The organism is Massilia sp. LMS1-1-1.1, assembly GCF_040815535.1.
In the GTDB taxonomy this organism is placed as follows: Bacteria; Pseudomonadota; Gammaproteobacteria; order Burkholderiales; family Burkholderiaceae_D; genus Janthinobacterium; species Janthinobacterium aestuarii.
This window is the reverse complement of record NZ_JBFPNG010000001.1, coordinates 876511-889201: the sequence shown is the minus strand read 5'-3', so window position 1 is coordinate 889201 and position 12691 is coordinate 876511. Positions and strand designations below refer to the sequence as shown.

At 62.8% G+C, this 12691-nt stretch carries 10 protein-coding genes; 2 read left to right on the top strand and 8 right to left on the bottom strand.

Going from position 1 to position 12691, the window contains the following annotated elements:
* Positions 1-54: 54 nt before the first annotated feature.
* From MRBLMS1_RS04045 to MRBLMS1_RS04025, 5 genes are all read right to left on the bottom strand, one after another.
* Entirely contained in the window at positions 55-1290 is a 1236-nt protein-coding gene (locus tag MRBLMS1_RS04045; RefSeq protein ID WP_485878974.1) for a PepSY-associated TM helix domain-containing protein, read from the bottom strand.
* Between the two features lie 15 nt (positions 1291-1305).
* A complete protein-coding gene (locus tag MRBLMS1_RS04040; protein WP_485877974.1) occupies positions 1306-3453 on the bottom strand; it encodes a TonB-dependent siderophore receptor in 2148 nt (715 codons plus the stop codon).
* A 224-nt stretch (positions 3454-3677) separates the two neighbouring features.
* On the bottom strand, positions 3678-4019 hold the full coding sequence (locus MRBLMS1_RS04035; RefSeq protein WP_485877972.1) for a hypothetical protein: 342 nt from the start codon (positions 4017-4019) through the stop codon (positions 3678-3680).
* A 39-nt stretch (positions 4020-4058) separates the two neighbouring features.
* Positions 4059-4421 carry a hypothetical protein gene (locus tag MRBLMS1_RS04030; protein WP_139089728.1) on the bottom strand — a complete coding sequence of 121 codons (363 nt, stop codon included), beginning with the start codon at positions 4419-4421 and terminating at the stop codon, positions 4059-4061.
* A 222-nt stretch (positions 4422-4643) separates the two neighbouring features.
* A complete protein-coding gene (locus MRBLMS1_RS04025; RefSeq protein ID WP_485877970.1) occupies positions 4644-4967 on the bottom strand; it encodes a hypothetical protein in 324 nt (107 codons plus the stop codon).
* Between the two features lie 211 nt (positions 4968-5178).
* Between MRBLMS1_RS04025 and ligD the strand changes: the two genes are divergently transcribed.
* Entirely contained in the window at positions 5179-7668 is a 2490-nt protein-coding gene (gene ligD, locus MRBLMS1_RS04020; RefSeq protein ID WP_485877969.1) for a DNA ligase D, read from the top strand.
* Here the strand turns inward: ligD and MRBLMS1_RS04015 are convergent.
* From MRBLMS1_RS04015 to MRBLMS1_RS04005, 3 genes are all read right to left on the bottom strand, one after another.
* Entirely contained in the window at positions 7652-9958 is a 2307-nt protein-coding gene (locus MRBLMS1_RS04015) for a PAS domain S-box protein (RefSeq protein WP_485877967.1), read from the bottom strand. The two genes, ligD and MRBLMS1_RS04015, sit on opposite strands and share 17 nt — an antisense overlap.
* Positions 9959-10077: 119 nt before the next feature.
* The gene (gene ku, locus MRBLMS1_RS04010) at positions 10078-10953 is read right to left on the bottom strand and encodes a non-homologous end joining protein Ku (protein ID WP_485877965.1); all 876 of its coding nucleotides are present in this window, start codon (positions 10951-10953) and stop codon (positions 10078-10080) included.
* 3 nt (positions 10954-10956) lie between these two features.
* The gene (locus MRBLMS1_RS04005; protein ID WP_485877963.1) at positions 10957-11943 is read right to left on the bottom strand and encodes an SDR family oxidoreductase; all 987 of its coding nucleotides are present in this window, start codon (positions 11941-11943) and stop codon (positions 10957-10959) included.
* Positions 11944-12070: 127 nt separating this feature from the next.
* Here MRBLMS1_RS04005 and MRBLMS1_RS04000 point away from each other — a divergent pair, with 127 nt between their 5' ends.
* On the top strand, positions 12071-12640 hold the full coding sequence (locus MRBLMS1_RS04000) for a TetR/AcrR family transcriptional regulator (RefSeq protein ID WP_485877961.1): 570 nt from the start codon (positions 12071-12073) through the stop codon (positions 12638-12640).
* Positions 12641-12691 lie beyond the last annotated feature (51 nt).

Here is a 12691-nt window from a genome sequence, read left to right as displayed (position 1 = left end):
GGGGGCGGTGGCCAGTGTTGCCCAATTACGCCGCCGTGTGGCGGTTTGCCGCGCCTATTTGCTGAAGGTGACATGAAGCTGATGTGCTTCATGGGCAGCCTTGCCGGTTTGCCGCACGCGTGCGCGGCGCTTGCGCAGCCAGATGATCAGTCCCGTCGCGCTCAGCATGGCTACCGCCAGGCCCATGGCGGAAATCAGGATGCGGCCCGGCAGGCCGAGTATGCGGCCGGAATGCAGCGGGAATTGCGCTTGCAGGAAGATGTCGCCCGCGCTGCCCGTGCCGGGTACCACGCCGCCAGCCGGCTTGCCATCGCGGCCATCGAAGTACAGCCATGCATTGCCCAGGCCACCGTCGCCATGGTCATTGTCCGCCTCGAAGAAACCCACGCCATACAGGCCGTAGCTCGACGAGTAAAACACGCCGCCGGCCGGCAGCGTCCAGCCGCGCCTTGCCGCTTCCGTCCTGGCCAGCGCCACCGCCTGTTCGCGCGTCAGCAACGGTTCGATGGGTTGGTCGGGCGGCTGCGGCGAGCGGCTGTCGAAGGCGTTCGGGCTGAGGGTGGACAACTTCGCCACCAGGGGACGCATCACCTGGGTTTGCAAATTCATCGACACGGAAGTGACGGCCAGCACCAGCAGCAGTAACCAGACCCACACGCCGCCCGAGCGGTGCAGGTCGAAGTTCAGTTTGTGGCCGCCTTCGCGCCAGCGGAAGGCCAGCGACTTGCGCCGGCTGCGCCAGTTCGGGAACGACAGGTACAGCGCGATGAAGCAATCGAACAGCCACACGATGCCAATGATGCCCATGAACCAGACGCCCAGTTCGATGCCCCAGCCATCGGGGATGTGCATGGTGTAGTGCAGCTTATACAGGAAAGGCAGCAGGTTTTCGCGCGTCAGCGAGACCACGCCCCACTGACGCGTGCCCTGGATGGCGCCCGTGACGGGATCGATGGCCACCTGGTTGAAGCCCGGTTCAAACGGCTTGCCGGTAGCAGGGTCCAGCCGGCCTTCCACCGAGATCAGCGCCGCGTGGCCGGGTTCGAGCGCCGTGAGCGTGTAGTTGACGCGCAGGCGCGGGTCCTGCGCCTCGAGCTGGCGCGCCAGTTCCAGGACCGGCTTTGCCGGCCCCGCGTCCGCGCCGCTGGCGGCGTGGAACAGCTGCGGATTAAGCCAGGCATCGAGTTCGTGATCCCACGAGATGACGGCGCCCGTCAGGCCGGAGACGAACAGAAAGAGCGCCACCGCCAGGCCGAACCAGCGGTGCAGAACGACCATCGAAGGACGCAGTCGCATGGCCGCCCCCTAGTATTTCCAGCTCAGGGTGGCGCTGCCATTGCGGCCGGGCGCATACAGCGACTGGGTCCAGTACAAGCTGGTCAGGTGCTTCTTGTCCGTCACATTGTTCAGGTTCAGCGCCAGGCTGATATTGCGGCTGATGGCGTAGCTGGCCATCAGTCCCAGTTGTGCATACGCGCCCTGGTGCAGGGTGGTGCTGTCGTCGATCCGGTTGTGGATGGCGTCCTGCCACGTCAGGCTGGCGCCCACTTTCAGCGCCGGCACGGCCGGCACATGGTAGGTGGTGGCCAGGTGGAACTGCTTGCGCGGGATGAAGGTGCGCGCATCCTTGCCGTCGTTGCCCTTGATGCGCAGCTGCGCATAGCCGGCGTTCGCCTGCCAGCCCTTCGCCAGTTCGCCCGAGGCATCGAGCTCGAAGCCCTGCGATTCCGAATCGACGCCCTTGTAGAAGGTCTTCAAGTCGGGCGTGGTGCCAGCCGCTTCCGCCACGTTCTTCTGGCGCGTCTTGAACAGCGCGCCGGACAGGTTCAGGCGGCCGTCGAACCACTCGCTTTTCAGGCCCGCTTCCAGGCTCTTGCCGGTGGCTGCCGCCAGGGTCTGGCCGGTGCTGTCGATGCTGCTTTGCGGGTTGAAAATCTCCGTGTAGCTGCCGTAGGCCGAGACATGGCGGCCGATGTCGTACACGAGCCCGACATACGGCGTGGTGTCGCTTTGCGACTTGGCCTGGCTGACGCCATACGCGCTGCCCGTGCTGTCGGCCTTGACGCTATTCACGCCTGCCAGCAGCTTGGCATTGTCGGCCAGGTTGAAGCGGGCGGCCAGGTAGGCGTTCTTGCGTTCATCCTTGTAGGCGCTGCCGTCGGTCGAGGCGTCAAACGCCGGTTCCGGGTAGGAGCCGTCGAACGCCGTGCCATTTGGCAGGGCCGTGCCGATGCCGCGGCCATAGTAGGACACGTCGTCGAGCGTGGATTTCGACCACGCCAGTCCCATGCTGAGGTCATGCTGGCGCCCCGCGAGCATGAATTTTCCCGTGGCGGCGACATCGAGCAGGCGCTGCTTGTTGGCCGAGCCATAGCGCGAAGGGTAGCTGAACAGGCCGTCGCCCGTGGCCTTGTCCGGCGTACCGTAGACATAGAACAGCTTCGAGTCGGAGGTGGAGCGGTTGTAGGTGGCGGTGGCGGTCACGCGCCAATCAGCATTGAACTGGTGCGCCAGTTCGGCGAAGGTGCTGTTGTTGAGGATGTTCCAGCGCGACCAGTCGGCCGAGGTCGAAGTGGAAATCGGGTAGTTGGTCGGCGTGCCGTCCGTGTAGGCGATGGGCAGGGCGCCCCACATGCCGCCTTTGGCCAGGTTGTTCTGGTAGCTGTGGCCCACGCTCAGGCTGGTGTCCGGCGTGAATTTCGCTTCGACGATGGCGTAGGCGACATCCTTGCGCGGCGAGTAGCGGTCGAGGTGGGAATCGCCTTCTTCATGCGCGACGACGAAGCGCGCGGCCACCTTGCCATCGGCGCTGAGCGGCGTGGAGACGTCCGCATCGAGGCGGCGCGTATTCCAGGAACCGAGGGTGACGCCGGCGGAAGCGGCCAGGCCGGCGCCAGGGCGCTTGCGCACGAAGTTGACGGTGGCCGATGGATTGCCTGTGGAGGAAATCAGGCCGTTCGCGCCGCGCACGATGTCGACGCGTTCGAACAGCGCCGTATCGAGGTCGCCCATCACGTTGCCGAAGACGAAAGGAAGGCCCACGCCGTCGAACTGGAAATTGGTGACGTCGTAGCCGCGCGCCGTGTAATAGGTGCGGTCCGTTTCCACCGCCTCGACCGTCACGCCCGTGGTTTGCGCCAGCACCTTGCTGGCGTTATCGAGCTTGAAATCATCCATCTGTGCGCGCGTGACAACGGAGACGGCTTGCGGCGTATCGCGCAGCGACAGGTCGAACTTGCTGGCCGATGCGCTCTTGCGCGTCGTGTACGCGGTTGCGTCGCTGCTGCCCGTGACCGTAATGGTTTGCATCACCGGCACGTCGTCGGTAGCGCCATCGGCCGCAGAGCTATCGGCGGCATGCGCCATGCCGGCGCCCAGCGCCAGCGAAATAGCCAGGGCCAGCGGGTGCAGCGATAGTGCTGGGCGGGATGATGGAAGGATGCGACCTGACATGAAACGGCTCCTGAAAATATGAATGAGAATGAGAATAATTCGCAATTCTATTTTAGCAGTGGCCAACGTGGCAAATACTTTGTGACTGGAAAGCGTCGTTTTTCCTGTCTTTACATGGATTTACATGGGGGCTGGCAGAGTGCGGGTGATGCTTTCTGGTTGTTTTGTTGTCCCGCAATGAAAAAAAGACAGCCGAAGCTGTCTTTTTCTGGAAACGCGGTGGATTACTTGGCTGGCGTTGCTGGAGCGGCTTCCGCCGCTTTGGCTGCATCCGCTTTTACTTTGGCTTTGTTGGCCTTGTGATGGGCCTTGGCCTTGGTGGCTTTGGCGTCGGCCTTGGCGCTGGCCACGTCGGCTTTTGCATCGGCGACGACGGCCGCTTCTTTCGCATCGGCTTTCACGACGGCCTTGGTTTCCTTGGCTTCAGCCTTGACCACGGCTTTCGTGTGGGCTGCTTCCGCCTTGGCCGGAACCGATGCTGCCGATGCTGCCGGAGCGGCAGGGGCTTGAGCGAAGGCTGCGGTAGCGAACAGGCCGGCGATGAGGGTGGCGATAACTTTTTTCATTGTATTTTCCTGGCGAGTGACAAGCGATGGTGTGGGGGATTACTTGGCTGCTGCTGGTGCCGCTACTGGTGCTGCTTCGGCGGTGGCCGATGCCAGCTTTTCGTCAGCCTTGGCTTTGGTTTTCTTGGCCTTGTGGTGTGCCTTGGCTTTCGTGGTAGCCGCTTCCGCTTTGGCGCTGGCCACTTCCGTTTTTGCGGCGACGACTGCTTTCGCTTCTTTTGCATCCGCTTTGACGACGGCTTGCGCTTCCTTGGCGTCCGCTTTCACGACGGCCTTGGTGTGGGCCGCTTCCACTTTGGCAGGAACCGAGGCTGCCGGAGCGGCTGCAGGTGCTGCCGGGGTTTGGGCGAAGGCTGCGGTTGCGAACAGGCCGGCGATCAGGGTAGCAATTACTTTTTTCATGGTGCAGTCCTCAGTGGTGGTTTGTCTGGTACGTCTGTTGGTACAGGGATGATTCCCGTGTCACTGAGCATAAAACGCGGCCCGGAAGCTTGCCGTTGACCTTGTTTACACTTTCTTACAATCGGGTGAGTTAAGCGAGGTTAATTGAAGAAGACGGTGTAAAAATGCAAAAAGACAGCAGAAGCTGTCTTTTTGTATGGCGCATGAAACGCGCTGTATGGATTATTTGGCTGCTGCTGCGGTCGCTTCAGTTTTGGCTTCGTCAGCTTTGGCCTTGGCTTTTTTCGCTTTGTGATGCGCTTTTTCCTTGGCGACTTTGGCGTCGGCCTTGGCGCTGGCAACATCGGCTTTCGCATCGGCGACGACGGCCGCTTCCTTGGCATCGGCTTTGACTACGGCCTTGGTTTCCTTGGCTTCCGCTTTTGCCACTTCCTTGGTGTGCTTGGCTTCGTCCTTGGCAGGCGCGGCTGGCGTTTGAGCAAAGGCTGCGGTAGCGAACAAGCCGGCGATCAGAGTAGCGGTCAAGTTGAAAATGCGTTTTTTCATGGTGCAGTTCCTCAAGAAGTGGGGTTGTAGTTCAGGAGATCAGCCCCCTGTCACTGAGGCAAAAAACGCGCCGTGCGGCAATACCGTTGACACGTTTTTTTCTAATTACAAACACTTACATTTGCTAGGGCAAGCACTCTGTTAGCTGGCGTACCGCGCCCGAATCTGTCGCAGACTAGACTAGACGACATCATCACCGCATGGGGCCGCCATGAAAGCCGCCTTGAAAACGTATCAAGCCAAACGCAATTTCGCCGTCACGCCCGAGCCTGCAGGGGGCGACGAGGATGCGAACGACGTGCTCACCTTTGTCATCCAGAAGCACTGGGCCAGCCGTTTGCACTATGATTTTCGGCTGGAACTCGATGGCACGATGAAAAGCTGGGCCGTGCCGAAAGGCCCCAGCTACGACCCGCGCGACAAACGCATGGCCGTGCAGGTGGAAGACCATCCGATTGCGTATGCGAGTTTTGAAGGCACGATCCCCGAGAAACAGTATGGCGCGGGCAAGGTCATCATCTGGGATAAAGGGACGTGGCAGCCCCAGCCAGCCACGCCCGATGCGCGCAAGGCGCTGGCGGCCGGCGATCTGAAGTTTACTTTGCACGGCCACAAGATGCATGGAAAGTGGGTGCTGGTGCGCATGAAAGGCAAGGGAGACAAACGCAGCGAAAAGCAGCCTGCCTGGCTGCTGATCAAGGAAAAAGACGACTATGCGCGGCCGGCAGAGGAATTTTCTGTCGTGGACGAGTTCCCCGACAGCGTCAGGAGCAAGGCCATGCCCAAGCGCAAGGTGGCGGCCGCGCCGCCGGCTGCCGGGTTGCCCGCCACCTTGTCGCCACAGCTGGCCACCCTCGTCGATGCACCGCCGCCAGATGCGCAAGACTGGATTTTCGAGGTGAAATTCGACGGCTACCGCATCCTCGCACGTTGCGATGGCGATCATATTGCGTTAATCACGCGCAATGGCAATGACTGGACGGCGAAACTGCCGAAGCTGCGGCAAGCGCTGGAACAGTTGAGCTTGCCGCCAGGCTGGTATGACGGTGAAATCGTCGTCAACGACAGCAGCGGGCACCCGGATTTTGGCGCCTTGCAGCGCGCGTTCGACGCGGAAACGACCAGCGAGATCGTGTATTACCTGTTCGACGTGCCGTACTTCGATGGCCACGATCTGCGAGGCCAGCCCGTCGAGGCGCGCAGGGCGCTGCTGCAAGGGCTGCTGCAGAGCTTGCCCGCATCGCCGCTGGTGCGCTTCAGTGACGCGCTCGATGCCGCACCGCAGCGGCTGCTGGACCACGCCTGCCGCCTGGGGCTGGAAGGGGTGATCGGCAAGCGGCGCGGCTCGCCCTACGTCACGCGCCGCTCGGGCGACTGGATCAAGCTCAAATGCGGGCTGCGCCAGGAATTCGTCATCGGCGGCTATACGGCACCGCAGGGCGCACGCGAAGGGATAGGTTCGCTGTTGCTGGGCGTGCATGATGAGCAGGGCAAGCTGCGCTATGCGGGCAATGTGGGCAGCGGCTTTGACGATGCCAGCCTGCGCGACTTGCGGCGCCGGCTCGATGCGCTGGCTATCGAGACGAGTCCGTTTGAAGGCAAGGCTGGCGGCGTGCGCCAGCCCATCTGGGTCCAGCCGCAATTGGTGGCCGAGGTCGGTTTTGCACAATGGACCAGTGGCGGTGCCGTGCGCCATGCCGTGTTTCACGGCTTGCGCGAAGATAAAAAGCCGGCCGCCATCGTGCGCGAGCGGGCGCGGCGAATCGAGAAGGAGAAGACAATGGAGAGCAAATCCATGCCGGACTGTGCCTTGCCGGCCAGTTTCAAGGTCAGCCATGCGGATCGCGTGATTGACAGCGACAGCGGCGCCAGGAAGATCGACCTGGTGTGCTATTACGCGCTGGTGGGCAAGCTGATGCTCGTACACCTGCGCGGGCGCCCCGTGTCGCTCGTGCGTGCACCCGCTGGCGTCGGAGGCGAGCTATTTTTTCAGAAACATATTGACACTTCGACAATGCCGGGCATCGAACAGCTCGATGCACGGCTGGACCCGGAACACCCGCCCATGCTGGAAGTGGCCAGCCTGCAAGGGCTGTTGTCCGCGGCGCAGTGGAATGTGGTGGAATTTCACACGCAAAACGCGCTGGCCAGCGCCTACGACACGCCGAACCGCCTGGTGTTCGACCTGGACCCGGGCAAGGGCGTGGCCTGGCCCGCCATTCGCGAAGCGGCCATGCTGCTGCGCGCCGTCCTGACGGAACTGGGCTTGCCCGCCTGGCTGAAAACCAGCGGCGGCAAGGGTTTGCACGTGGTCGTGCCGATCCGGCCCAAGCACGACTGGGATACGGTAAAAGCGTTTTCGCAAGCCATCGTGGCGCACATGGCGCAGCACATCCCGGAGAGGTTTGTCGTCAAGAGCGGTCCCGCGAATCGCGTCGGCAAGATTTTCATCGATTATTTGCGCAATGGCCGGGGCGCCACCACCGTGTGCGCGTGGTCGGCCCGCACACGCTCGGGGCTGGGCATTTCCGTGCCGCTGGCCTGGGATGAACTCGACGAGCTGGAGGCGGGCGACCAGTGGAACGTGGGCAATGTGCACAGCCGTCTCGGCGTGGGCAATACCCCGTGGGACGGCTATGCGCGCAGCGCGAAAGGCCTTGACGCAGCCATGAAAAAGCTGGCTTTTACGCCTCCGGCTTGAGCGGCAGGGTGGCGCGCGCCAGTTGCAGGGCTTCCTCGATGGCAGCGTTGAGCTGGGGAATCTCGACGGGTTTGGTCAGGTAGCGGAAAAAGCCCGAGGCCAGACCGTGCCGGATATCGCCCTTCATGGCGTTGGCCGTCAGGGCGATGACGGGGATGTGCGCCGTGCGCGCATCGTTGCGCAGGATGCGCTGCGCCTGGTTTCCATTCATGCCGGGCAGGTTGATATCCATCAGGATGACATCGGGATGGCGTTCCAGCGCCAGCGCGATGCCCTGGCGCGCGTCGGTGGCCGAGATCATGCGCAGGTGGGGCAGGAAGCTGACGATGTCTTCCACCAGGCGCAGGCTGGCCGGGTTGTCTTCCACGTACAGCAGCAGCGCCTGGCCGCCGTCATCGTCCCCTGTGTCGCCGGCGGGCTCGGGCAGATATTCCGGCTGCCGGCTGGCGGGCGGCGCGGCCGTGGTGCCCAGTTCGATCCAGAATACGCTGCCCACGCCAATGCAGCTGTGCACGCCCATGCAGCCGCCCATCAGTTCGACCAGGCGCTTGGTGACGACGAGGCCGATACCCGTGCCTTCCTCGCTGCCCGCCTCCTGTCCCAGGCGGTTAAACGGCTGGAACAGTTCGGCCATCTGCGCCTCGTCCAGTCCCTTGCCCGTGTCGCGGATGGCGATGCGCACGTGCTGCGCATCGGGCTGCGAAATTTCCAGCTCCACCTTGCCGTCCGGGCGGTTGTACTTGATGGCGTTCGACAGCAGATTCAGCAGCACTTGCTTGAGGCGCGTATGGTCGGCCCGGATCGTCAGCGGCTCGCAGGCCGGAAAAATCAGGTGGATATGACGCTGCTGCGCCTGCTCTTCCACCATCACGCGCACTTCCTCGATCAGCGCGGGCAGCGTCACCGCTTCCATCGACAGGCTCAGGCTGCCCGATTCGATCTTGGCCAGGTCGAGGATTTCATTGATCAGGGTGAGCAGGTGGCGCCCCGAGGTGACGATGTTTTGCACGAAGGCGCGCTTTTGCAGCACGGTCGCGGGCAGGGATTCGTTGGCCAGCAGCTGGGCAAAGCCGAGGATGGCGTTCAGCGGCGTGCGCAGTTCGTGCGACATGCTGGTGAGAAAGCGGTCTTTCGCCTGGCTGGCCCGCTCGAGTTCGATTTTCTGTTCGTTGAGCGTGCGTTCGATGCGCTTGCGCTCGGTGATGTCGCGGATGGCCGACGAGACCAGCACGCCTTCGTCCGTTTCCAGCGGCGACAGGCTGATTTCGACGGGAAACTCGGTGCCATCGCGGCGCAAGCCGTACAGTTCTAGGCCCGCGCCCATGGAGCGGGCACGCGGCGCCGTGGAAAATGACTGGCGGTGGCGCGGATGATCGTGCGCATAGCGGGCCGGGATCAGCACTTCCACGTTGCGCCCCAGCAGCTCCGCGCGCGAGTAGCCGAACAGGCGTTCCGTCTGCGAGTTGACGAGCACGATCTCGCCATCGCCGTTGACGATGACGATGGCGTCCGGCGCCGATTCGAGCAGGCCGCGGAACTTCTGCTCGGCCCGGCGGCGGTCGCTGACGTCGCGGATGGCGCTGATGACGAAGGTGCCGATCTCCGTCTGGATCGGCGACAGGCTGATTTCGACGGGGAACTCGATGTTGTCCTTGCGCAAACCCAGCAATTCCAGGTCGGCGCCCATGGTGCGCGTGCGCGGCTGGTCGAAATAGCGCGAGCGGTGCGCCACGTGCGAATGGCGCAGGCGTTGCGGCAGCAGGCTATCGATTTGCCTGCCGTTCAATTCGCCTTCCGCGTAGCCGAACAGGCGCTGTGCCTGCTCGTTGGCCAGCACGATGGCGCCCGTGGCATTGACCATGATGACGCTGTCCGGCGTCGATTCGAACAGCACGCGGTAGCGCACGTCGACGAACTGGGCGTCGCGCGCCGCCTTCAGCAAGGTCGTGTCCTTCATGGTGGAAATCAGGTAGCGGGGGGCATCCACCCCGGCCTGTGCGGTCTGGCATGCGACATCGACGTAGATGAGCTCGCCATCCTTGCGCCGCCGCAGCGATTCGCGGTCGTAGCTGCCGTGCTGGGCCAGCTGCTCGTCGATCAGCGGGGACGCTTCGGCCTGTCCCGGCAGGGAGATCAGCTCCCACAGCGTCTGACCCAGCGCTTCTTCGCTGGCATAGCCGAAAATGCGCTGCGCACCGGGCGTCCAGCGCACGACGACATGATCTTCGTTCGTGATGACAACGCCGCCAGGGGCGCCGCTGAGGATAAGCTGATCTAACTCGGCATCCATTTTTTCCGCACGCGTGACAGGGCTTGCCGGGCGGCACGCCTGTGCATAACGTAGCGAGAAGCCTGATCAAAGTCAATGCATTTGTATTATTGAAGAGTCTCCCGGGCCGCATGGGTGGTTCAGGCCGCCTTATGCCTCGATGGTGCCGGTTTGCGGGCAGTGGACGAGGCCGCGCGCTTGCGGGCCGGCGCGGCGGGCGCTTTCTTGCCCAGGCTTTGCTGCAGCAGGGCGACCAGGTCGATGACGTTGCTGCCTTGCTCTTCTTCCCGTTCGGGCGCGGGCGGTGTGATGGTCTTGGTCTGTCTGGCCTTGATTTTCTTCTTCACCAGCGCCAGCACGTCTTCGCGGTAGCTGTCGTGGTATTGCCCGGGTTCCCACTCGTCGCTCATGCCTTCGACCAGAGACAGGGCCATTTTGAGCTCCTTGTCGGAAATACCTGCCGCCCTCATGGTGTTGGGCGGCAAGTCCAGGTCATCCGTGGGGCGGATTTCATCGGCGTAGCGCAGGGTGTTGAGCACGATGGCGTCACCCACGCACACGAGCGCGCACAAATGCTGCTTGGTGCGCATGACCACGCTGGCGATGGCTACCTTGTTGGCCTTGCGCAAGGTTTCGCGCAGCAGCGCATAGACTTTCTCGCCGCCCTTGGCGGGCAGCAAATAATACGGGTGCTCGTAAAAGGTTAGCGGTACCTCGGCCGCATCGACAAAGGTGTCTATGTCGATGGTTTGCGTGGCCTTCACATTGGCTTGCCTTAAATCTTCCTCGGACAGCACCACGTATTCGTCCGTCTTGTATTCATAGCCCTTGATGATGTCGTCCCACTCGACTTCCTTGCCCGTCTTCTTGTTGTAGCGCTTGTAGCCGATGGGCGCGAAGTCGCGCCGGTCCAGCATGGACAAGTCCAGTTCATGGTCGAGACTGGCGGAAATCATCTCGACGGGGATGTGCACGAGGCCGAAACTGATGGCGCCTTTCCACAGTGCGCGCGCCATCGCTTATTCCCCCACGCTGCCGGTGATGGGCAGGACGATGCCGCTGATGTAGCTGGAACAGGCGGGCGAGGCCAGGAAGACGTAGGCGGGCGACAGTTCTTCCGGCTGGGCCGGGCGGCGCATGTCCGTGTCCTGGCCGAATTTCTGGATGTCTTCGGGCGACTTGTCGGCCGGGTTGAGCGGCGTCCAGACGGGGCCGGGTGCGATGGCGTTGACGCGGATGCCCTTGTCGAGCAAGTTGCCGGCCAGCGCCATGGTGAACGCATGGATAGCGCCCTTGGTGGTGGAATAGTCGAGCAAGTGCTTCGAGCCTTGCAAGCCCGTCACGGAGCCCGTGTTGATGATGGACGCACCCCGCTGCAAATGCGGCAGCACGGCCTTGGCCATGTGAAAGTACCCGTAGACATTGGTTTTCATGGTGAGGTCGAAGCGTTCCTCGCTCAGGTCGAGCAAGGATTCCGCATGTTCCTGGAAGGCAGCGTTGTTCACCAGCACGTCGATGCGCGTGAACTTGGCCATCACCTGGCTGACGGCGTCCTGGCAAAAGCCCTGGTCGCGCACGTCGCCGGGAATCAGGAGGCAGCTCTGGCCTTCCGCTTCCACATAGCGCTTCGTTTCGTGGGCGTCCGCGTGTTCGTTCAGGTAAATGATGGCGACATCGGCCCCTTCGCGCGCGTACAGCACGGCCACGGCGCGGCCGATGCCCGAATCGCCGCCCGTGATGACGGCCACCATGCCGGCCAGCTTGCCGCTGCCGCAGTAGTCGGGCGCCAGGAAGCGCGGTTGCAACTGCATCTCGCCTTCGATGCCAGGCTTGTCCAGGTGCTGGGCGGGCAGGGGCGGGACGGGCTGGCTGCGGTGGCCCGTCTGCACGGGCTGCTTGCTTTCCTGGCCGGATTTGGCGGCATCGTGCTGCTGATCGTGCTGATCCTGCTCCTGTTGGATGCTGCGCTGCAAATTGCCGGCGGACTGGTCCTTGTTCTCGTTCATGCTGGCCTCCTTGTAAACGAAGGTCCAGTATCGGCGCGGCACCCGCATCAAACGGTGCGCTCGCTAACAGAGTGGCGAAAACGGGCGTAAAGTTATATGATGGTTGACATAAATATGGGAGGGCAGCATGAAAGTAAGCAGGGAACAGGCGGCGCTGAACCGCGAGCGCATCGTGGACGTAGCGGCCAGATTGTTCCGCGAAAAGGGTTATGACGGCATCGGCGTGGCCGACCTGATGAAGAACGCGGGCCTCACGCATGGCGGTTTCTACGGCCATTTCGCATCCAAGGAAGACTTGATGATCGAGGCGTGCCAATATGCCCTGGAGAAATCGCTGGAAGGCTGGCGGGCGAAGGTCGCCAGCGACCCGCAGCGGGCACTGCCGGCGATTATCGACAACTACCTGACCACCCGGCACCGCGACCAGCCCGGCGGAGGCTGCCCGGCGGCGGCCATGGGCGTCGATGCGGCGCGCATGTCGCCCGGCGCGCGTCCCGCGTTTACAAAGGCGACGCAGCAGCAGTTCGCCTTGCTGCAGGGCTTGCTACCCGACGGCGCACCGGAAGAACGGCGACAGCAGGCGATCGCCACGTTTTCCGCCATGGTGGGTGCCATGGTGCTGGCGCGCTGCGTCGATGACGAGGTGTTATCGACGGAAATCCTCGATGCCGTGAAGGCGCAATTGCTGCAAGAGTAAGTACATCCCCCTGTCAGCCGGCCTCGTCGCATGATAGGCTTCGGTTTTCAG

Excerpts from the sequence above, each read along its gene's own strand:
- ligD (WP_485877969.1), top strand. The coding sequence starts at position 5,179 with ATGAAAGCCGCCTTGAAAACGTATCAAGCCAAACGCAATTTCGCCGTC.
- MRBLMS1_RS04015 (WP_485877967.1), bottom strand. The coding sequence starts at position 9,958 with ATGGATGCCGAGTTAGATCAGCTTATCCTCAGCGGCGCCCCTGGCGGC.
- MRBLMS1_RS04000 (WP_485877961.1), top strand. The coding sequence starts at position 12,071 with ATGAAAGTAAGCAGGGAACAGGCGGCGCTGAACCGCGAGCGCATCGTG.
- MRBLMS1_RS04025 (WP_485877970.1), bottom strand. The coding sequence starts at position 4,967 with ATGAAAAAACGCATTTTCAACTTGACCGCTACTCTGATCGCCGGCTTG.
- MRBLMS1_RS04030 (WP_139089728.1), bottom strand. The coding sequence starts at position 4,421 with ATGAAAAAAGTAATTGCTACCCTGATCGCCGGCCTGTTCGCAACCGCA.
- MRBLMS1_RS04005 (WP_485877963.1), bottom strand. The coding sequence starts at position 11,943 with ATGAACGAGAACAAGGACCAGTCCGCCGGCAATTTGCAGCGCAGCATC.
- ku (WP_485877965.1), bottom strand. The coding sequence starts at position 10,953 with ATGGCGCGCGCACTGTGGAAAGGCGCCATCAGTTTCGGCCTCGTGCAC.
- MRBLMS1_RS04040 (WP_485877974.1), bottom strand. The coding sequence starts at position 3,453 with ATGTCAGGTCGCATCCTTCCATCATCCCGCCCAGCACTATCGCTGCAC.
- MRBLMS1_RS04035 (WP_485877972.1), bottom strand. The coding sequence starts at position 4,019 with ATGAAAAAAGTTATCGCCACCCTCATCGCCGGCCTGTTCGCTACCGCA.